This is a genomic window from Nannocystis exedens, assembly GCF_002343915.1.
Classification (GTDB): Bacteria; Myxococcota_A; Polyangia; order Nannocystales; family Nannocystaceae; genus Nannocystis; species Nannocystis exedens.
The window spans coordinates 8,032,031-8,050,299 of sequence record NZ_NETK01000001.1 but is presented as its reverse complement, the minus strand read 5'-3'; the positions used below and the strand labels follow the sequence as shown (position 1 = coordinate 8,050,299).

Below are 18,269 nucleotides of genomic sequence, written 5' to 3'. Positions count from 1 at the left end.
CCGGTCCGAGCACACATGGACCCGGGCACATGAACGAGCGGGCAGGCCCTTGGGGACCTGTCCGTTCGTTCATCCGCGCCAGCGGACCAGCCTCGCCTGCCCGCTGTGCTTCAGCACCCGCGCCAGCTTGAGCAGCTCGCTCGCCACCCACTCGTCCTCGGGCGTCGGCGCGAGCGTCGCCTGCCCGGCCGCGTCCCAGCTCAGCGCCGCGGTGACGGTCGCCCCGCCGGCCACGTACACGCTGGCCCGGTAGCGCAGCGGCTCGCCGGGCTCGCGCTCGCACACGAAGCGCGCGCCGGCCGACGGATGCAGATCCTGGCTCGAGACCACCCGCCCTCCTTCAGAACCGCAGGCCCAGGCCCGTGGGCGCCTCGCCGCGGGTGGGCCCGATGTTGCCGAGCTCGGCCGGGCCCCGCTCGTCGCGCCGGCTCGCCAGCACCCCGGCCGTGACGCCGCCGGCGACCGCGAGCGCGCCGACGACGATCACGCCCCAGAACCAGCCCTTCTTGTAGACCGGCTGCTTGCTCGGCGGCGGCACGTCACCGCCGCGCGGCGGCGGAGCGCCGGCGGCCTCGGACGGCCCCTCGGGCGGCGTGGCGACGGGCGTGCGCGCGGCGATCTCGGCCAGCTGCTCGTCGATCTTGGCGATCTGCGCCTCGGCGTCGTCGCGCTGCTCCTGATCCATCTTCGGATCGTCGGCCAGCGCCTTGAGGTAGTTCTGGAACAGCCGCCGGGCCTTGCGCAGGTGGCCGGCGTCGTTCGACAGCCCGTACCACTGGGTGTACGCGAGCCCGAGGTTGTAGAGCAGGTACGGGTGGTTCGACAGCGCGTAGCTGCGCTCGAAGTGCGCGATCGCCTGCTCGTAGTTGCCGAGCGCGTAGGCCTGCGTCCCGGCCTTGTACTCGACCGCCGGATCGTCCGACAGCGGCACGGTCGAGGTCGCCTTCTCGCCCTCGCCCGCGCTGGCTGTCCCGAAGGACCTGTCCCCGGAGACAGCCGGTGCCGCGTGGACGCGCGCGCGCGCGCCGGTCGGGGTGAACACCATCACCGCCGCGAGCGCGACGGCGAGCGAGCGACACGAGGACCGCGCAACCTGGTTCACGGCGCGAGCGTGCCATCGCCCGCTCGCAAATGCCACACCCCGCCCGGGTCGGCGCTCCGACTCCGCGAGCGCACTTCGCGCGACTTGCGCCATCGGCATCCCGCTCACCTGGCCTTCGGGCCAGCCTCAGACGTTGAAGCGGAAGTGCATGACGTCGCCGTCCTGAACCACGTACTCCTTGCCCTCGACGCGGAGCAGGCCCTTGGCCTTGACGGCGGCCTCGGAGCCGAGGCGGACCAGGTCCTCCCAGCTCTGGACCTCGGCGCGGATGAAGCCGCGCTCGAAGTCGGTGTGGATCTTGCCGGCCGCCTGGGGGGCCAGGGTGCCGCGGCGGATGGTCCAGGCGCGGACCTCCTGCTTGCCGGCGGTGAAGAAGGTGATGAGGTCGAGCAGCGCGTAGGCCTGGCGGATCAGGCGGTTCAGGCCCGGCTCGGCGACGCCGAGGCCGTCGAGGAACTCGCGCCGCTCGTCCGGCGACAGGCCGACGATCTCGGCCTCGATCGCCGCCGAGATCACCACCACCTCGGACTTCTCGCGCGCCGCCAGCTCGACCACCTTGGCGACCAGCGGGTCCGACGTGCCGGCCGACAGCTGCGCCTCGGCGACGTTGGCCGCGTACAGCATCGGCTTGGCGGTGAGCAGCTGCAGCGACTTGACGACCTCGCGCGACTCCTCGTCGAGCTCGATCGTCCGCGCCGGCTGGCCGCGGTTCATCGCCGCCAGCAGCTTCTCGCAGGTCGCCGCCGCCAGCTTCTCGGCCTTGTCGCCGCCCTTCGAGTTCTTGACCGCCTTCTGCAGCCGCGCCTCGACCGACTGGATGTCGCGCAGCAAGAGCTCGGTGTTGATCACCTCGGCGTCGTCGACCGGGTCGACCTTGCCGTGGACGTGGACGATGCCGCTGTCGTCGAAGCAGCGCACGACGTGGACGATCGCGTCGACGTTGCGGATGTGGCTGAGGAACGCGTTGCCCTTGCCCTCGCCCTGGCTCGCGCCCTTGACGAGGCCGGCGATGTCGACGAACTCGACCGCCGTCGGCACCTCCTTGTGCGGCTCGAACAGCTTGATCAGCGCGTCCATCCGCGGGTCCGGCACCGGGACCACGCCGATGTTCGGGTCGATCGTGCAGAACGGGTAGTTGGCCGCCTGGGCGCCGGCGTTCGACAGCGCGTTGAACAGGGTGGACTTGCCGACGTTGGGCAGACCGACGATTCCGACAGCGAGCGACATGAGCCGCGGGGAGGTAGCACGATCTCCCGCGCTCCGCGAACCGGGTTTTCACACACGCGCGCCGGTCGCGCGCACGGGCCGGAGGCGCCGCTAGAACCGGTGTTCCACGATCAGCGGCAGGACTTCCATGCCGATCAGGAAGTTGGCGTTGGTCTCCGGCGGCCTGGCCAGCGGGCGGTCGCGGGAGATCGTGAAGCCGAGCACGAGGTTCACGTCGAGCCCGAGGGCCAGGTTGCGCAGCAGGAAGATCCGCAGGCCGCCGCCGCCGCGGACGCTCATCGACCAGGTGCGCTCGCGGGCCTGCTGGCGCGACTCGGTGATGTACGGGTACCACCACGCCCCGCCGTTGAGGCCGACGCGGGCGATCGGCACCAGGTACGGGTGCTCCTTGAGGAACCACTTGTGGGAATAGCCGAGGCCGAGGTCGAAGCCGGCGACGGTGCCGCGGTTGCACGAGCCCATGGACGCACCGAGGCCGCACTCCGGCAGGCGGAAGGTGTGCCAGTCGCCGCGGTCGAGCAGGCCGGCGATCTGTACGTACACCCAGTGCGCCTTGTACAGCTGGCGCTCGTACTGGAAGCCGATCCTCACCCGCGGCAGGTAGCCGGCGAAGCCGACCTGGACCGGCAGCAAGGCGGTGATCGCGTTGCCGCCGATGATGTTCTCCGGCAGCTCGAAGCCCGAGCGCTTGGGGCCGCTGGCCGAACCGCTGGTACCGCCGGTGGTGCTGGCCTTGCCGCCGACCGTGACGGGGGCGGCCTCGGCGGCCCGCGGCAGCAGCGCCAGGGCGCACAGCAGGGTCCACAGCACGAACAGCTTGCGATGGGTCATGGGCGAAGGCTCCTGACGCGTGCGGCCGACGGGGCCGGAGGACGGCGCGGGCCCGGAAGAGCCCCTGGAAGTCGTCCAGGCCGCGGCGGCATCGCCGCCTGCGCGGGCGCGCCCGCAAGGGTAGCACTGCCCCCGCAGGCGCCAGCAAATTCCCGGCAACCGCAGCGGCGCGGGCGGCAGGACGCGCTCTGACGCACACTCCCCGCTCAGGCTGCGGCCGCGCGCCGCAGCGCGTCGAACGCGGAATAAGGCCGCCCAGCCGGTGTTAGGCTAGGTGTCCCATGCGTCGTGACGTCCGCGAACTGCTCGCGCTGCTCGCCGCCGGCCTCGCCCTCGGCCTCATGCACCTGGCTCTCCGGCCAGATCTGCCGTGGGTGCCCGCCCCCCGGGCCGAGGAGACCATGTGCGGCGGCGAGGCCGAGCCCGAGGCGCCCGCCGCCGCCGAGGCGCCCGCCGCCTCGTTCGCGCCGGCCACGCCGATGTCCAGCCCCGGCCCGGAGGATGTCCAATGAGCCAGGTCCAAGCGGACATGTCCGATCGGGCAACTCAGTGGCGGCGCGGCGGTATCTGGGTCCTCCGCCTGGTCGTCGCCGGCGTGCTGCTCGCCGCGGCCGCGCCGAAGCTGGCCGATCCGGCCGCGTTCGCGGCCAAGCTGCCCAACTACCGCCTGTTCCCCGACGTCTTGGTCAACGTGGTCGCCACCACCGCGCCGATGCTCGAGCTGCTGGCCGCGCTGGCGCTGCTAAGCGGGCGGCTGTACCGCGGCGGCGTGTGGCTGTCGGTCGGGCTGATGGCGACCTTCACCGCGCTGATCGGGTCGGCGCTGGCGCGGGGGATCGACCTCGACTGCGGCTGCTTCGGCAGCGCCGTCCAGGCCGAGCCGGTCGGCGCCCTCGACCTCGTGCGGAACATCGTGCTCCTGGGCCTCACCGTGGTGCTGGCGCTCGACCTCGGGCGTGAGCGGGCGCGGTGAGGAGCTTCACGCGCCCGTCCGCATGTCAGGCTCACTGCGAAGTCGCGAGCCCCGCCGGGCGCGCGTGGTAGACACGCCTCGATGACCGGCGTCCCGTACATCCTCTCGATCGACCACCTGCTCACCGACGAGGAGCGCCTGACCTGGCAGGCCGCGCGGGACTTCGGCACCAAGCGGATCGCCCCGGTCATCGAGCAGCACTACGAGCGCGCCACCTTCCCGCGCGAGCTCATCCCCGAGTTCGCCGCCATGGGCTTCCTCGGCGCCCCGCTGCACGGCTACGGCTGCGCCGGCATGAACCCGGTCGCCTACGGCCTGACGATGATCGAGCTCGAGCGGCAGGACAGCGGCATCCGCAGCTTCTGCTCGGTGCAGTCGGCGCTGGCGATGTGGCCGATCTTCACCTACGGCGACGAGGCCCAGCGCGAGCGCTGGCTGCCCGGGATGGCCCGCGGCGAGATCATCGGCGCCTTCGGCCTGACCGAGCCCAACAGCGGCAGCGACCCCGGCTCGATGCGCACCCACGCCCGCCAGCGCGAGGCCGGCGGCGACTACGTGCTGACCGGCCAGAAGATGTGGATCACCAACAGCCCGATCGCCGACGTGCTGGTGGTGTGGGCCAAGACGCTCGACTTCGGCAGCGACAACCCGGTGATCCGCGGCTTCCTCGTCGAGCGCGGCATGGCCGGTCTGCAGACCCCGGAGACCCACGGCAAGCTCAGCCTGCGCGCCTCGATCACCGGCGAGATCGTGCTCGACGAGGTGCGCGTGCCCAAGGAGAATTTGCTGCCCGGCGTGCGCGGCCTCAAGGGTCCGCTCGGCTGCCTCACGCAGGCCCGCTACGGCATCGGCTGGGGCGCCGTGGGCGCGGCCATGAGCGTGTACGAGCGGGCCCGCGACTACACCTTGCAGCGCACCCAGTTCGGGCGGCCGATCGCCGGCTTCCAGCTGACGCAGCAGAAGCTGGTCGAGCTGCACAACGACATCGGCAAGGGCCTCCTGCTCGCCTACCACTTCGGCCGGCTCAAGCAGGACGGCAAGCTCACCCCCGAGCAGGTGTCGTACCTCAAGCGGGACAACGTGCGCATGGCCTTGGAGTCGGCCCGCACCGCCCGCTCGATGCTCGGCGGCAACGGCATCATGGGCGAGTTTCACATCATGCGTCACCTGTGCAACCTCGAGACGGTCTACACCTACGAGGGCACCCACGAGATCCACACGCTGGCGATCGGTCGCGCCCTGACCGGGCTGTCGGCCTTCAACAGCTGAGCGCGGACCCTCGCGTGAGCGCCACCTCGCCGGCCTCGCGCCGCTCGCGGCGCCGTGGGCCGCACGCGTCTTCGCGGCTCACCACGTCAGCGGGATGACGCCCTGGACCACGAGGCCGACGAGCACCAGGGACAGCGACAGGATCAGCACGAAGAACCCGGTCGACGGCGCTGCGCCCGGCGTGGGCGCGGGCGCGTGGCAGGAGCAATAACCGGGGCCGTGGATCTGCATCGGACGGGGTGGAGCTTAGCACGCCGGTCCGGGGCGCGCGCAAATCGGGCCTCGCGGGCGGCTGCGCGGGCGAGTGGACGTGAGGATGGCAGGGCTGCGCGGCGAGCGGACTTGCGAGGCGCTGCGACGGACGACGCCGGCTACGGGCCTCTGCGGAGGCCCCGGCGCCGCGCGGAAAAGGCCGCGACCCTCGCCAGTCCGGTCGACTTCCGCTAGCTTAGGCGGGCCATGGTCCACCCGGTCCAGAGTGTCATCGAGTCGCTGTACGCGGCCGGTCGCTGCCCTCGCCTCCACGTCGACGCGACCCACGCCTCCGTGACGGTGCCGGACTTCATCCGCCAGCAGTGGCGGGAGCGGCTCATCATCGACCTCGACGCCAGCTATCCGCTCGACCTGGTGTTCGGCGAGACCGGCCTCGCGGCCGATCTCTCGTTCGGCGGGCACGTGACCCGCTGCTCGTTCCCCTGGGAGTCGATCTACATCGTCACCGACCGCTCGACCGGCCGCGGCATCGTCCTCGACCGCCACGTCCCGGAGTCGGTCAAGCGCCAGGCCGCCGGGCAGCAGCCGGCGCCGGCCTTCGACAACGCGATCACCAAGGTCGAGCCGCCGGCCGAGGCCAAGCCCGAGCTGCGGCGCGTCGAGGCCGAGCCCGCCGCCGCGGAGCCGGCCGTGGCCGAAGCCGCACCGCCCGCCGTTGCGCCCAGCCCGAGCGACGATCAGGCCAAGAAGCGGCGCGCGGCCTTCCGCGTCATCGACGGCGGCGGTTGATCGGCCGACGTGCCACGATCGTTCGTCACCGCGATCGCCGACCCGCGACGATCGCCGCACAGCCGGCCGGCCGGCGCACGGCGGCCTGACCCGGCGCTCACCCTTCGCCCCAGCGGAGTCCGGCCATGAAGCTCGCGGCCACCTTCGTCACCATCTTCCTCGCGTTGCTCGCGGCGCTGTGGATCGCCTTCGTCCGCGCTCCCCCGCCGCACGAAGTGTGTCAGCGCAAGGCCGACATCCTGCGCGCCGAGGCCGGCGGCGAGCACGGCGAGGCCGTCGAGCGCCTGCTCGACCAGTACCGCCTCGGCTGTCGCAAACAGGCCGAGGCGCTGCTCCAGCTGCGCGGCAAGCTCGTCTACGCGCGGCACGCCAAGTGCGTGATGGCGGCGCGTACGTTGGCTGACGCCGAGCGGTGCGGCTGAGCTCTCGACCCGCCGGGCCGGACCTCTATACTCCGGCCTCGCCATGACCACGCAGTTCATCCCGAGCGCCGGCCTGTTCCCCTCGCGGAAGGCCGCCGCGCCGGCCGTCGCCGACGACGAGACCAGCACCTACAAGCTCCACCGCCGCTTCGACCGTATGGGTCGGCTGGTCGGCGACACCGGCATGCAGAAGCTGTTCGCCAGCCACGTCGTCGTCGTCGGGCTCGGCGGCGTCGGCAGCTGGGCCGCCGAGTCGCTGGCCCGCAGCGGCGTCGGCAAGCTCACGATCGTCGACTTCGACCTGATCTGCGTGACCAACGCCAACCGCCAGCTGCACGCCGTGCGCGGCACCACCGGCAAGCCCAAGGCCGCGGTCATGGCCGAGCGCCTGCGCCTCATCAACCCGCGCTGCGAGGTCGTGCCGCGCCAGGAGTTCTACAACGCCGCCGCCAGCGACGATTTGTTGGCCGGCGCGCCCGACCTGGTCGTCGACGCGATCGACAACCTGGCCGCCAAGACGCACCTGATCGCCACCTGTCGCAAGCGGCAGATCCCGCTGGTCGTCTCGGGCGGCGCGTCGGGCCGGATGGATCCGACGCAGATCCGGATCGCCGACCTCAACGCCGTCGAGAACGATCCCTTCCTGGCCGCCACGCGCAAGCTGCTGCGCAAGCACCACGAGTTCCCCCACCGCGACAAGGAGTCGTGGGGGATCCCCGCCGTCTACTCGCCCGAGCCCGCCCGCGACCCGCTCGAGCTCGACTACGACAACGGCGAGGGCTTCCGCTGCGTGTGCCCGCAGGGCGAGAACGACCTCCACGGCTGCATGCACCGCAACGTCATCTACGGCACCGCCAGCTTCGTCACCGGCGCCTTCGGCCTCGCCTGCGCCAGCGCGGCCGTCCGCACCCTGCTCGGCCAGCCGGTCTGATCGTGTGTGGGGTCTCGGGCGGGCTCGATTCAGCATGTTCAAGGGGGCATGTTCGGGAGAACATGCTCTCGTGCGCATGCCTCTCGGAGCATGCCCGCGAGACCATGCCGACATCGGCCCGCGAGCCCGCAGCCTCGCGCCCCCGACTCGCCGCGGCCGCTCCCGCGCGACCGGCCTTCAGCCCGTCGCGACTCGAGCGCCCCCTGACCGGCGCGCCGCGCCTCAGCTGCCCCAGCGGACGAACTGGGCCACCAGCTCGGCCAGGTCGGCGACCGAGGTCGGCGCCGGGTCGCGCAGCGGCAGCAGCCACAGCGGCAGGCGCGGGTAGGCGCGGGTCAGCGCTTGCCCGGCCGCGACCGACTGGTCGCCCTGGACGCGCAGCCCCGCGTAGACGCCGAGCACCCGCTGCAACATGTCCTCGAGGACAGCTGGCTCCACCTGTTCGGCCAGCGTCGCGCGGACCGCCTCGACCGGCGGCGGCGGCGGGAACGGCGGCAGCACGCGGTTGAGCACCACGCTGTCGACCCGCAGCCCGCGGTCGTGGAGCACGCGGAGGAAGTCGAGCGCCTCGCGCACGCTGAGCGGCGACGCGGACGTCGCCAGCACCACCCCGGTCTCGGGCGACGTGAGCAACGTCGAGAAGTCGCCGGCGCGCTGCTGGAACGCGGACAGCACCCCCGAAAAGTCGCGCAGGAACGCCCCCAATTCCGCCAGGAATTCGCCGCCGCCGATCGCCCCGAGGGCCTTCAGCACGACCCCGTTGCCCACCCCTAACAGGCGCGCGCCGAGCTTGCCGCCGCCGGTGATGATGCGCGTCGCCGGGTTGGTCACGACCTCGTGGATCCGCTCGGGCGCGCTGAGGAAGTCGATCGCGTTGGCGGTCGGCGGCGTGTCGAGCACGATCAGGTCGTAGCGGCGCTCCGCGTGCAGGATCTGCAGCTGGGCCATCGCCGCGTACTCGAGCGCCCCGCCGAGGTTCTCGGCGATCGCGCGGTAGATCGGGTTCTGCGTGATCTGGCGGGCCGCCGCCGGCGTCTCCGCGTAGGCGCGGACGATGCGGTCGAACACCACGTCCGGGGCCAGGAGCAGCGCGTGCAGGCTGCCCTGGCCGCCCTCGGGCAGCGTCACCGGCAGCTCCTCGCCCGCGCGGGCGCGGTCCTGTCCGAGCGCCTGCGCCAGCCGGCGCGACGGGTCGATCGTCACCACCAGCACGCGCTTGCCCTGGCGAGCCGCGCCGAGCGCCAGCGCCGCGGCGCAGGTCGTCTTGCCGACCCCGCCCGGGCCGACGCACAGCAGCACGCGGCGCGACGGCCCCGCGGACAGCGGGTCCCCTCCTGGTCTGGGTGCGGTCATCGCCGGTCCACCGTCCCGGTCCGGGCCGTGGACGAGCCCGAAAGAAATGCCGTAGTCTCGCCCACCGTGAGCGCGAGCAGAGAGTTTGTCGTGCGAGTCGGCGAGCGCGAGCTCGTCGCCAGGGTCACCGCCTCCGATCCGCCCGTCGTCATCGTCGACGGCGTCGCCCACGAGGTCACCGCGATCGCCGGCGGGCGCAGCCACGTGCGCGTGCAGGGCGAGACCGCCCAGCGGATCGTCAACCTCGACGGCCAGGGCCTGCCGACATCCGCGGCCATCGGCGGTGTCGCCGTCGCCCTCGACGTCCGCACCGCCCAGGCCGCCGCCCGCGACGCCGCCCTCGCGGCCGGCCGCACCGGCGGCGCCGGCGGCGGGCTCGTCAAGGCGCCGATGCCCGGCCGGGTCGTCCGCGTGCTCGTCAGCGCCGGCCAGAGCGTCGAGCGCGGCACCCCGCTCGTCATCGTCGAGGCCATGAAGATGGAGAACGAGCTGCTCGCCACCACCGCCGGCGTCGTCAAGGCCGTGCACGTCGGCGAGGGCGTCGCCGTCGACGCCGGCCAGGCCCTGGTCGAGCTCGACCCGTCCTGAAGGTCATGTCCTGAAGGACCTGTCCGTTTGACCATCTGATTCACGCCGCCCTCCGCGGCTCGAGCGTCGCCAGCACGTCGTCGGCGTCGGCCAGGCCGGCGAAGCCCTGGAAGCGCCACGGCAGCGAGACGACCGGCGGCACGCGGCGACCCGCGGCCTGCTCGCCGGCCAGCCAGGCCTCCACGTGACCGCGCTGGCGGGCCGCCTGTTGCGCGACCACGTTGGTGGCGGCCAGCATGCGGGCGACCTGGCCGTCGGGGTCGAGCTCCGCCGGGCCGGCCTGGAACGCCGGCAGCTCGGGCCAGGTGCCGTTGACGAAGATCCCGCCGATGTGCACGCGCGACTCGCTGCGCAGCGACGCCGCCATCTCGCCCAGCTCGGTCAGCGGCCAGCGGTCGGGCAGGCCGACCAGCACCGCCTGCGTCACCATCGGGTCTTCGAGGCTCGCTTGCATCGCCTGGGCCTCGCGGGGCAGCGGGCCGATGCGCACCGTCTTGAGGATCGCTTGCGGGATCCCCAGCGTGTAGCGGAGGTGGCCCGTCGCCGGCCCGTCGAACACCACCACGTCGAAGCTGCGCGCGCGCACCGCCTCGTGCCAGATCTTGCCGAGCACCGCGAAGTCGTCGAGGCCGGGCACGGCGCGCACGAGCCGGCGGATGGGCGCGCTGTCGAAGACCGCGCCGGCGATCCGCTCGCTGCGCAGCACCATCGCCCCGTACTCGCGGACGCTCACCGTCGGGACCACGCGCTGGATGTAGAGGCCGGGGCCTGCGACCGACGGCGTCTCGGCCAGCGTGCGTTGACCGAGCATCCAGGCCAGGCGGTCGTCGAGGCCGACCGTCGCCACCAGGACCCGCCGGCCGCGCCGGGCCAGGGACAGGCCGAGCAGCGCGGCGACCGTCGTTCTGCCGACGCCGCCCTTGCCGCTGACGACCAGCAGCTGGCGCTGGGCGAGGGCATCGAGGACGGCTCCGAACCCGGAGGCGGGGGCGCTGGAGACAGCCATGGGGCGGGGCGAACCTTGGCACAGACCCGGGCCGCTCGCTACCACAAGGCGCCAAACCCTCACGTGCGCCTGCCCTCCTGGGGAGGTCTCCGGCCGCGCCTTGACCTCCCCGCCGCTGGCGACCATTCTCCGCGCACGATCGGCCGGGAGATTTACGGACGTGGCAGTCGAGATCAAGAGCAAGCGCGACATCGAGAAGATGCGGGCCACGTGCCGGCTGGCGGCCTCGGTGCTCGACCACATCGCCCCGCACGTCGTCCCCGGCGTCACCACCGGTGAGCTCGACAAGATCTGCCACGAGTACATCGTCGGCCACGGCGCCTATCCCTCGCCCCTCAATTACAAGGGCTTCCCGCGCTCGATCTGCACCTCGATCAACGAGGTCATCTGCCACGGGATCCCCGGCGACCGCGTCCTCAACGCCGGCGACATCCTCAACATCGACATCACCACCACCCTCGACGGCTACTTCGGGGACTGCTCCGACATGTTCATCGTCGGCGGCAGCACCACCCCCGAGGCCCAGCAGCTCGTCGACGTCACCCGCGAGTCGCTGTGGCTCGGCATCGCCGAGGTCGGCCCGACCAAGCGGATCGGCGACATCGGCGCGGCGATCTACGAGTTCGCCCACGGCCGCCACGGCTACGGCGTCGTCGAGGCCTTCTGCGGCCACGGCATCGGCCGCGAGTTCCACATGCCGCCGCAGGTCTCGCACGTCGGCAAGCGCGGCAACGGCCTGCGCATGAAGCCGGGCATGACCTTCACCATCGAGCCGATGATCAACCTCGGCACCCCCCACTGCGACATCCTCGCCGACGGCTGGACCGCCGTCACCAAGGACGGCAAGTGGAGCGCCCAGGTCGAGCACACCATCCTCGTCACCGAGCACGGCTTCGAGGTCCTCACCCTGCGCGACGCCTCCTGGCGGCCGTCCTGGGCCCGCGCGAGCTGATGTCCCGGGGGACATGGCCTTTGGGCCAGGCTCCCCGCTCGAAAGCGCACCTCGAGTGCACGTCTCTCGGGACATGCCCGATCGGGCATGCCCCTCGGGTCCTGCCCCCGAGGACATGTCTCCTCGCGCCGCTCAGCCGGCCGCGCGCGTCCGCCCGCGGGCCAGCGCCCCGTGCAGCAGCAGGTCGATGAGCCGCTGCAGCCACGCCTCGTCGGCCGGCACGCGGTCGAGGAACAGCCGCCGGTTGAGCGCCGCGCCCATCACGTCGAACAGCAGCCGCGGATCGACGCCCGGCGCGATCTCGCCGCGCTTCTCCGCCGCCTCGAGGATCGCGCGCGGGACCGCCTCGAAGCTCGCGCGCAGCGAGCGGACGATCGCCGCCAGCTCCGGATCGTCGCCCTCGACCACGAACAGGCGGAACAGCCCCTGGTACTCGGCCTGCGCCCCGAGCGTGGCGATCCGGCGGGCGATCGCCAGCATGTCCTCGCGCAGCGAGCCGCTGCCGGCGACCGTGAACGTGTCGCTGGCGATCGACAGCAGCGCGTCGCGGACCAGCTCCTGCTTGGTCGGCCAGCGCCGGTACACCGTCGTCTTGTTGACCCCGGCCAGCGCCGCGACATCCTCGATGCGCAGCCCGTGGTAGCCGGCCCGGGCGACCTCGCGCAGCGTCGCCGCGAGCACCCCGCGCACGACCGCCTCGCCGCGCACCAGCGGCTCCGATTTGCCCCTCCGTTTCGCCTGGACCACGCGCACCCCCCAGCGTAACACCGCCTCCTGCGAGTCATCGCAACTTTTTGTTGCCATCCCCTCGCGCCGTGTCACCCTACCATCGCAACAAATTGTTGCGGTACCGCCCATGCTCGACACGACCGACCTCCTCACCCCCGCGATGTTCGCCGACCCGTACCCGATCTACGCCCGCCTGCGCGAGCAGGCGCCGGTGCTGCAAGTGCCGCAGATCGGCATGTGGCTGGTGACGCGCTACGACGACGTCCACCAGGTCCTCAAGGCGCCGGACGTCTTCTCTTCCTCGCGCACCAAGGCGCTCGACAAGCTGCGCGACCCCCGGCTCACCGAGAGCATGGAGATGCTGGCCAGCAGCTCGCTGGTCGCCCTCGATCCGCCCGATCACACCCGCCTGCGGCGGCTCGTCAACGTCGCCTTCACCCCGCGGGCGATCGCCCGCCTCGAGGCGAGGGTCCGCGAGCTCGCGCGCGAGCTCGTCGACGCCATCGCCCGCAAGGACCGCTTCGACCTCATGGACGACCTCGCGATCCCCCTGCCGGTGATCGTGATCTCCGAGCTGCTCGGCGTCGACCCGGCGCGGCGGGCCGAGTTCAAGCGCTGGTCCGACGACCTGATCCTCGGTTCGCGGCTCGACGGTCACCTCGACGACGCCGAGATCGATCGGATCGTCGCCAGCCGGCGGGAGTTCGTCGCGTTCTTCCACGCGATGATCGAGCAGCGCCGGCGCCGGCCCGGCGACGATCTGCTGAGCGACCTCGTGCGCGCCGAGGCCGAGCGCGACGCGCTGACCCCCGAGGAGGTGCTGACGATGGCGGTGCTGCTGATGGTCGCCGGTAACGAGACCACCACCAACCTGATCGGCAACGGCACGGTCGCGCTGCTCGAGCACCCCGATCTGCTGCCGCGCCTGCGCGCCGACCCGACGCGGATCCCCGCCTTCCTCGAGGAGGTGCTGCGCTGGCGCTCACCGGTCGTCATGCTCGTGCGCACGACCAGGCGGGACGTCACGCTCGGCGGCGTCGACGTGCCCAGGGACAGCGTCCTCGGCGTCCTCGTCGACTCGGCCAACCACGACCCGACGCACTTCCCCGAGCCGGAGCGCTTCGACCTCGAGCGCCAGCCGGCCCACCTGTCGTTCGGCTACGGCATCCACTTTTGCGTCGGCGCGCCGCTGTCGCGGCTCGAGGGCCGGATCGCCTTCGAGGAGCTGCTCGCGCGCGTCCCCGAGTTCGCGCGCGAGCCCGGGCCTCTCGAGTGGACGCCGAGCTTCAACCTGCGCGGGCTGAGGCGGCTCCCGCTGCGTCGGGGCGGCCCGCTCAGCGCTGCAGCGACACGCGGAAGTACGGCATGATCGACTTCCAGTCCTGCTGGATCGCCCGCGTGTCGCCGTACGGGTACTCGGTGCGGGCGATGTAGAGCACGTCGCCGTACGGGAACATGAACTGCTGGATCTCGCGGGTCGCGTTGCCGCTCTCGTCGGTCACCTGCAACTTGGCGAAGATGCCGGTCTTGTCGAAGTAGTCGTCGTTGAACGACAGGTCTTCGATGCTGAGGCCGGCCTGCTGGTACTCGTTGCGGTAGAACGCGACCGCGCGCTCGTCGACGGGGCGGTCCTTGGGCGCCAGGTAGAAGGTCAGCGCGATCGCCTCGCTGTCGGACGGCGCGCTGGCGCCGAGGTCCTCGTCGGAGCTCGACACGGCGCCGCCGGACGAGCAGGACACCACGGTCACCCACTCCGGGTTGCTCTCGAGCTCACCCTTCGAGTGGCCGGTCTCCTCGCAGTTCTTGAACACGTACAGGGTGTCGGGGATCTCGAACTCGAGGCCGATCTGCGGGATCTTGATGATGTTGCCCTCTTTCTTGCCGCTGGTCGGGTTGTCGATCCACTTCCGGGCCTCGGACTGCTTCCCCTTGCGCCGCGAGCTGCTGCCGCCGCAGCCGGACGCCGTGAACGAGCCGGCCGCGACGGCCAGCGCGAGAGCAAGGGACACGTTCTTGGGGAAGCTGCGAGAGAGGGACATCATGGCTGTTTGGAGACCGGTCGCGCGCACAGTACCGAAGTGCGCCGCGGGCGGCAAGCATCCGCCGGTTCGCTGCCGGCGCCGACGCCTGCGCCTCGACCCTCGCTGCCCGCGAGACGCCGCGCCGCGGGCCGCCCACGTCGCGAGCCCGACGCGATGCGTGCACCGTCCGCATGCGTCGGCCCGCCTTCTGCCCCGCCTTTTTGCCCCGCCCGCGCCCGCAAGCGCGAGCGCGCTCACCGGGCCAGCAGCGACGCCCGGTAGCTCTCCGGGGGCGAGAAGCCGAGCAGCTCCAGGCACGTCGACGCCACGTTCGACAGCCCCGCCGACGGCGGCGGCGCCAGCCCCGGGCCGCCGCCGGGCGCCCGCGGGTCGACGATCGCCAGCGGGACCCGGTTGAGCGAGTGGCTGGTGCGCACCTGCAGCGCGCCGTCCGGGCGGAGGTCGAACATCTGGTCGGCGTTGCCGTGGTCGGCGGTCACCACCGTGATGCCCTTGCGCACGCGCACCGCCTCGATGACGCGGCCGAGGCACAGGTCGACCGCCTCGACCGCGAGGATCGTCGCCGCGAGGTCGCCGGTGTGGCCGATCATGTCGCCGTTGGCGTAGTTGACCCGCACGAACTTCGGCTTGTAGGCGTCGAGCTCGGCGATCAGGCGGTCGGTGATCTCGGCCGCGCGCATCCACGGCCGGTGCTCGAGCGGCGGCCCGTCGGACGGCACCTCGACGTACTTCTCGCGCGCCGGGTCGAACGGCTCCGAGCGGTTGCCGTTCCAGAAGTAGGTCACGTGGCCGAACTTGTGCGTCTCGCTGATCGCCAGCTGCGTCACCCCGGCGTCGGCCAGCAGCTCGCCCATCGTCCCGCTGATCGCCGGCGGCGCGACCAGGAAGTGCGTCGGCAGCTTGAGGTCGCCGTCGTACTGCGTCATCCCGGCGAACTCGACCCGCGGCTTCGGCCCGCGGGGGAACTTGTCGAACTGCTCCTCCTCGAACGCGCGCGTCAGCTCGAGCGCCCGGTCGCCACGGAAGTTGAACAGGATCACCGCCGCCCCGTCGCGGATCGGGCCGACCGGCCCGAACGCGTCGGCGATCACGAACGCCGGCAGGTTCTGGTCGTCGAGACCTGTCTCTTTGTACAGCGTCTCGACCGCCTCGCGGGCGGTCGCGAACCGGCGCCCGAGCCCGCGCACGTGGGCGTCCCAGCCGCGCTCGACGATCTTCCAGTCGGCCTCGTAGCGGTCCATGGTCACGACCATGCGCCCGCCGCCGCTGGCGATCCGGTAGTCGCGGCCGTCCTGCGACAGGCGGGCGAGCATCACCTCGAGCCGGTCGATGAACGGCAGCGCCGAGCGGGCCGGCACGTCGCGGCCGTCGAGCAGCGCGTGGACGCGGGCCCGCTTCACGCCCTCGAGCGCCGCCTGCTCGAGCATCGCGATCAAGTGGTCGATGTGGCTGTGGACGTTGCCGTCGGACAAAAGCCCGATGAAGTGCAGCGGCTCGCCCGAGGCCTTGACCGTGTCGACGCAGCGGCGCCACGCGGGCCCGAAGATCGCCCCCGACGCGATCGCCCCGCTGACCAGCTTGGCCCCCTGGTCGACGATCCTGCCGGCCCCGAGCGCGTTGTGGCCGACCTCGCTGTTGCCCATGTCGGCGTCGCTCGGCATGCCCACGGCTGTCCCGTGGGCCAGGAGGCTGGTGAACGACGGCAGCCCGCGCAGGCGGTCGAGCGTCGGCGTGCGCGCCTGGGCCACCGCGTCGCCGAAGTCGCCGCGACCGATCCCCACCCCGTCGAGCACCACGCACACCACCGGCCCCTCGGGCGGGCGGCGGATCGGGTGCGGCAAGAGCCTCGTCAACATGTCCCTATCCTCCTGTCCTCAAAACCATGCCTGATAGGCCAGCGTCACATTGAGGAGCATGTCGAACACCACGCTGTCGGGCGGCGCGCCGACCGGCGCGGCCGGGTCGACTACCACCTTCGTGCGCGAGAACGCCTTCTGGAAGTCGACCCCCAGCGCGAGCCCGTGGTTGTTGCGGATCGGCACGCCGATGCTGGCGCCGGCGCGGATCAGCGGGTCGTAGCCGACGGTCTGCTCGTCCTCCCACGGGTTGGCCGACCGCATGCGGCGCCAGTTGGAGATCATCAGCCCTGCGCCGGCCCCGAACTCGATCACCAGCACCCGCGCGGGCAGCTGAAAAGATGGCCCGAGAGTCAGGTCGGTGTGAGACAGCGACGAGACCCGAGTCACCTGCTGGGCGATCGGCGCGCCCGTGTTCGGGTCGATCGGCGTGGTCGGGTCGGCCGGCACCGTGAAGCGGTTGCGGTCGGGGAAGCGCGTGTGCCCGCCCTGGAACTCGAAGCCGAACCGCATCGGCCCGAGGCGCAGCGCGTGGTAGCGCAGGGCGATGCCGAAGCCGAACCCGAGCGGCGGCCGGCGGTCGAACAGCACGTCGCCAGCGCCGATCAGGATGCCCATGCGGCCGATGATCGACACGCCGAACACCCGCTTCTTCTCGGCGATGTCGAGCACCGTGTTGCCGCGCGGGGCGGGCAGACCCGACGCGCCGTAGGCGAGGCACGTGGCCAGGAGCGCCGCCAGGGGGAGCATGCGGGGGCACCATAGCAAATCTTTTTCGCGCATAATCCCCGCGCATGACCACCCGCGTCGCACTCCGGCGAGACGCCGGCCGGATCGGCCCCGAGTCCGGGCCGTGGATCCGTCAGCGCCAGGTCGCCAAGATCTGGGGACCCCCGGACCCCGCGAGCCTCGCGCAGCTCGTCGACCACCGCGACGTCGTGCTCGGCTGGGGCCTCCTCGCGCCCGACGCCGACATCCCGCTGCGCGTCGTTCACTGGGGCGCCGCCCCGCCCGCGGAGGGCTGGTTCGAGCGCCGGCTCACCGCCGCCCTCGCCGCCCGCGCCGAGCTCGGCCTTGCCGCCGACCCCGGCACCACCGCCTACCGCGAGGTCAACAGCGAGGGCGACGGCCTGCCCGGCCTGGTCGTCGACCGTTACGGCGATGACCGCGTGGTCCAGCTCGGCACCCCTGCGATCGCCGCCCGCCGCGCGGCGGTCCTGGAGCTCCTCGGCCCGCGCACCCCCGGCCGCGTGTTCGTGATCGCCGACGAGGCCGCGCCCGAAGATCCCGCCGCGATCCTCGAGTTCCAGGAGCATGGCCTTTGGTTCAGCTGCCCGGCCCCGCCGGCGCAGAAGACCGGCGCCTACCTCGACCAGCGCGACAACCGCCGCCTGGCCGCCCAGCTCGCCGTCCGCGCCGCCGGCCCGCTGCTCGACCTCGGCTGCCACGTCGGCGGCTTCGTCGTCCACGCCGCCGCCGCGGGCGTGACCGCCGTCGGCCTCGACCAGAGCGCGCGCGCCCTCGAGTTCGCCCGGCGCAACGCCGACCGCAACGACCTGACCTCACGGACATCCTTCGTCCAGGCCGACATGTTCGGCGCCCTCGACCACCCGGCCCTGGCCGGCCCGTTCGGGGTGATCGTGTTCGACCCGCCGCGGATCGCCACCGGCTCGCAGGGCCGCGAGCGCGCCGTCGCGGCGATGGCCCGCAGCCTCGGCCGCCTGCTCCCGCGCCTGCAGCCCGGCGGCTTCCTGCTGGCCTGCAGCTGCTCGCACCACGTCAGCCGCCCCGACCTCGACGCCGCCCTCCTCGCCGCCGGCGCCCGCGACCTCGCCCGCGTCCACGCCCTCGGCCCCGGCCCCGACCACCCGGTCTGGCCCGGCCACGCCGAGGGCGAGTACCTGCGGGTCAACGTCTACCAGCGCCGCGCCGTCTGACCGGGAGAGCATGCCCGATCGGACATGCTCTCCAGCTCATGCTCGATAC

The 18,269-nt window shown here is 72.4% G+C and carries 21 protein-coding genes; 10 read left to right on the top strand and 11 right to left on the bottom strand.

All coding sequences use genetic code 11. From position 1 onward, the window contains the following. Window positions 1-69 precede the first annotated feature (69 nt). From NAEX_RS31720 to NAEX_RS31705, 4 genes are all read right to left on the bottom strand, one after another. Window positions 70-330 (bottom strand): hypothetical protein, encoded by a 261-nt coding sequence (locus NAEX_RS31720; protein ID WP_096331229.1) that lies wholly within the window; start codon window positions 328-330, stop codon window positions 70-72. A 10-nt stretch (window positions 331-340) separates the two neighbouring features. Further along, the gene (locus NAEX_RS31715) at window positions 341-1,102 is read right to left on the bottom strand and encodes an outer membrane protein assembly factor BamD (RefSeq protein WP_096331228.1); all 762 of its coding nucleotides are present in this window, start codon (window positions 1,100-1,102) and stop codon (window positions 341-343) included. A 126-nt stretch (window positions 1,103-1,228) separates the two neighbouring features. Beyond that, window positions 1,229-2,329 (bottom strand): redox-regulated ATPase YchF, encoded by a 1,101-nt coding sequence (ychF, locus tag NAEX_RS31710; RefSeq protein WP_096331227.1) that lies wholly within the window; start codon window positions 2,327-2,329, stop codon window positions 1,229-1,231. A 90-nt stretch (window positions 2,330-2,419) separates the two neighbouring features. Then, complete coding sequence (locus tag NAEX_RS31705) at window positions 2,420-3,160, bottom strand: hypothetical protein (protein WP_096331226.1); 741 nt, start codon at window positions 3,158-3,160, stop codon at window positions 2,420-2,422. A 281-nt stretch (window positions 3,161-3,441) separates the two neighbouring features. Between NAEX_RS31705 and NAEX_RS31700 the strand changes: the two genes are divergently transcribed. The 3 genes from NAEX_RS31700 to NAEX_RS31690 all read left to right on the top strand — a co-directional run bounded on the left by NAEX_RS31700 (window position 3,442) and on the right by NAEX_RS31690 (window position 5,402). After that, complete coding sequence (locus tag NAEX_RS31700; protein WP_096331225.1) at window positions 3,442-3,672, top strand: hypothetical protein; 231 nt, start codon at window positions 3,442-3,444, stop codon at window positions 3,670-3,672. A 17-nt stretch (window positions 3,673-3,689) separates the two neighbouring features. Next, window positions 3,690-4,133, top strand: coding sequence for a MauE/DoxX family redox-associated membrane protein (locus NAEX_RS31695; RefSeq protein ID WP_170136149.1), 444 nt, complete (start codon window positions 3,690-3,692; stop codon window positions 4,131-4,133). 81 nt (window positions 4,134-4,214) lie between these two features. Further along, window positions 4,215-5,402, top strand: coding sequence for an acyl-CoA dehydrogenase family protein (locus tag NAEX_RS31690; RefSeq protein WP_096331223.1), 1,188 nt, complete (start codon window positions 4,215-4,217; stop codon window positions 5,400-5,402). A 78-nt stretch (window positions 5,403-5,480) separates the two neighbouring features. Here NAEX_RS31690 and NAEX_RS50980 read toward each other — a convergent pair whose 3' ends face one another. After that, window positions 5,481-5,633, bottom strand: coding sequence for a hypothetical protein (locus NAEX_RS50980; RefSeq protein WP_170136148.1), 153 nt, complete (start codon window positions 5,631-5,633; stop codon window positions 5,481-5,483). 228 nt (window positions 5,634-5,861) lie between these two features. Here NAEX_RS50980 and NAEX_RS31685 point away from each other — a divergent pair, with 228 nt between their 5' ends. The 3 genes from NAEX_RS31685 (at window position 5,862) to NAEX_RS31675 (ending at window position 7,757) form a co-directional block, all read left to right on the top strand. Beyond that, on the top strand, window positions 5,862-6,404 hold the full coding sequence (locus NAEX_RS31685) for a ClpXP protease specificity-enhancing factor SspB (RefSeq protein WP_096331222.1): 543 nt from the start codon (window positions 5,862-5,864) through the stop codon (window positions 6,402-6,404). A 125-nt stretch (window positions 6,405-6,529) separates the two neighbouring features. Then, entirely contained in the window at window positions 6,530-6,826 is a 297-nt protein-coding gene (locus tag NAEX_RS31680) for a hypothetical protein (RefSeq protein ID WP_096331221.1), read from the top strand. A 43-nt stretch (window positions 6,827-6,869) separates the two neighbouring features. Next, complete coding sequence (locus NAEX_RS31675; protein WP_096331220.1) at window positions 6,870-7,757, top strand: tRNA threonylcarbamoyladenosine dehydratase; 888 nt, start codon at window positions 6,870-6,872, stop codon at window positions 7,755-7,757. A gap of 222 nt (window positions 7,758-7,979) precedes the next feature. Here the strand turns inward: NAEX_RS31675 and NAEX_RS31670 are convergent, their stop codons facing one another. After that, a complete protein-coding gene (locus tag NAEX_RS31670; RefSeq protein ID WP_096331219.1) occupies window positions 7,980-9,110 on the bottom strand; it encodes an ArsA family ATPase in 1,131 nt (376 codons plus the stop codon). 66 nt (window positions 9,111-9,176) lie between these two features. Between NAEX_RS31670 and NAEX_RS53980 the strand changes: the two genes are divergently transcribed. Continuing rightward, window positions 9,177-9,698 (top strand): acyl-CoA carboxylase biotin carboxyl carrier protein subunit, encoded by a 522-nt coding sequence (locus NAEX_RS53980; protein WP_143140515.1) that lies wholly within the window; start codon window positions 9,177-9,179, stop codon window positions 9,696-9,698. Window positions 9,699-9,738: 40 nt separating this feature from the next. On the opposite strand, the gene NAEX_RS31660 is transcribed toward NAEX_RS53980, so the two are convergent. After that, window positions 9,739-10,704: an ArsA family ATPase gene (locus NAEX_RS31660; protein ID WP_177325909.1), complete on the bottom strand. Its 966-nt coding sequence runs from the start codon at window positions 10,702-10,704 to the stop codon at window positions 9,739-9,741. A 160-nt stretch (window positions 10,705-10,864) separates the two neighbouring features. Here NAEX_RS31660 and map point away from each other — a divergent pair, with 160 nt between their 5' ends. Further along, the gene (map, locus tag NAEX_RS31655) at window positions 10,865-11,656 is read left to right on the top strand and encodes a type I methionyl aminopeptidase (protein WP_096331216.1); all 792 of its coding nucleotides are present in this window, start codon (window positions 10,865-10,867) and stop codon (window positions 11,654-11,656) included. A 132-nt stretch (window positions 11,657-11,788) separates the two neighbouring features. On the opposite strand, the gene NAEX_RS31650 is transcribed toward map, so the two are convergent. Continuing rightward, window positions 11,789-12,403, bottom strand: coding sequence for a TetR/AcrR family transcriptional regulator (locus NAEX_RS31650; protein ID WP_245913837.1), 615 nt, complete (start codon window positions 12,401-12,403; stop codon window positions 11,789-11,791). A 109-nt stretch (window positions 12,404-12,512) separates the two neighbouring features. Here NAEX_RS31650 and NAEX_RS31645 point away from each other — a divergent pair, with 109 nt between their 5' ends. Next, window positions 12,513-13,754 carry a cytochrome P450 gene (locus tag NAEX_RS31645; RefSeq protein WP_096331214.1) on the top strand — a complete coding sequence of 414 codons (1,242 nt, stop codon included), beginning with the start codon at window positions 12,513-12,515 and terminating at the stop codon, window positions 13,752-13,754. On the opposite strand, the gene NAEX_RS31640 is transcribed toward NAEX_RS31645, so the two are convergent. The 3 genes from NAEX_RS31640 to NAEX_RS31630 form a co-directional block, all read right to left on the bottom strand. Next, entirely contained in the window at window positions 13,720-14,427 is a 708-nt protein-coding gene (locus NAEX_RS31640; protein WP_096331213.1) for a hypothetical protein, read from the bottom strand. The two genes, NAEX_RS31645 and NAEX_RS31640, sit on opposite strands and share 35 nt — an antisense overlap. 233 nt (window positions 14,428-14,660) lie before the next feature. After that, window positions 14,661-16,283: a 2,3-bisphosphoglycerate-independent phosphoglycerate mutase gene (gpmI, locus tag NAEX_RS31635; protein ID WP_096331212.1), complete on the bottom strand. Its 1,623-nt coding sequence runs from the start codon at window positions 16,281-16,283 to the stop codon at window positions 14,661-14,663. Between the two features lie 18 nt (window positions 16,284-16,301). Next, a complete protein-coding gene (locus NAEX_RS31630) occupies window positions 16,302-17,033 on the bottom strand; it encodes a hypothetical protein (RefSeq protein ID WP_096331211.1) in 732 nt (243 codons plus the stop codon). A gap of 44 nt (window positions 17,034-17,077) precedes the next feature. On the opposite strand from NAEX_RS31630, the gene NAEX_RS31625 reads away from it, so the two are divergent. Further along, window positions 17,078-18,220, top strand: coding sequence for a class I SAM-dependent rRNA methyltransferase (locus NAEX_RS31625; protein WP_096331210.1), 1,143 nt, complete (start codon window positions 17,078-17,080; stop codon window positions 18,218-18,220). Window positions 18,221-18,269 lie beyond the last annotated feature (49 nt).

What these genes read in the sequence shown, in the direction of transcription:
- ychF (WP_096331227.1), bottom strand. Translation starts at nt 2,329, where the DNA reads ATGTCGCTCGCTGTCGGAATCGTCGGTCTGCCCAACGTCGGCAAGTCC.
- NAEX_RS31705 (WP_096331226.1), bottom strand. Translation starts at nt 3,160, where the DNA reads ATGACCCATCGCAAGCTGTTCGTGCTGTGGACCCTGCTGTGCGCCCTG.
- NAEX_RS31700 (WP_096331225.1), top strand. Translation starts at nt 3,442, where the DNA reads ATGCGTCGTGACGTCCGCGAACTGCTCGCGCTGCTCGCCGCCGGCCTC.
- NAEX_RS31695 (WP_170136149.1), top strand. Translation starts at nt 3,690, where the DNA reads ATGTCCGATCGGGCAACTCAGTGGCGGCGCGGCGGTATCTGGGTCCTC.
- NAEX_RS31690 (WP_096331223.1), top strand. Translation starts at nt 4,215, where the DNA reads ATGACCGGCGTCCCGTACATCCTCTCGATCGACCACCTGCTCACCGAC.
- NAEX_RS50980 (WP_170136148.1), bottom strand. Translation starts at nt 5,633, where the DNA reads ATGCAGATCCACGGCCCCGGTTATTGCTCCTGCCACGCGCCCGCGCCC.
- NAEX_RS31685 (WP_096331222.1), top strand. Translation starts at nt 5,862, where the DNA reads ATGGTCCACCCGGTCCAGAGTGTCATCGAGTCGCTGTACGCGGCCGGT.
- NAEX_RS31680 (WP_096331221.1), top strand. Translation starts at nt 6,530, where the DNA reads ATGAAGCTCGCGGCCACCTTCGTCACCATCTTCCTCGCGTTGCTCGCG.
- NAEX_RS31675 (WP_096331220.1), top strand. Translation starts at nt 6,870, where the DNA reads ATGACCACGCAGTTCATCCCGAGCGCCGGCCTGTTCCCCTCGCGGAAG.
- NAEX_RS31670 (WP_096331219.1), bottom strand. Translation starts at nt 9,110, where the DNA reads ATGACCGCACCCAGACCAGGAGGGGACCCGCTGTCCGCGGGGCCGTCG.
- NAEX_RS31660 (WP_177325909.1), bottom strand. Translation starts at nt 10,704, where the DNA reads ATGGCTGTCTCCAGCGCCCCCGCCTCCGGGTTCGGAGCCGTCCTCGAT.
- NAEX_RS31645 (WP_096331214.1), top strand. Translation starts at nt 12,513, where the DNA reads ATGCTCGACACGACCGACCTCCTCACCCCCGCGATGTTCGCCGACCCG.
- NAEX_RS31640 (WP_096331213.1), bottom strand. Translation starts at nt 14,427, where the DNA reads ATGATGTCCCTCTCTCGCAGCTTCCCCAAGAACGTGTCCCTTGCTCTC.
- gpmI (WP_096331212.1), bottom strand. Translation starts at nt 16,283, where the DNA reads ATGTTGACGAGGCTCTTGCCGCACCCGATCCGCCGCCCGCCCGAGGGG.
- NAEX_RS31630 (WP_096331211.1), bottom strand. Translation starts at nt 17,033, where the DNA reads ATGCTCCCCCTGGCGGCGCTCCTGGCCACGTGCCTCGCCTACGGCGCG.
- NAEX_RS31625 (WP_096331210.1), top strand. Translation starts at nt 17,078, where the DNA reads ATGACCACCCGCGTCGCACTCCGGCGAGACGCCGGCCGGATCGGCCCC.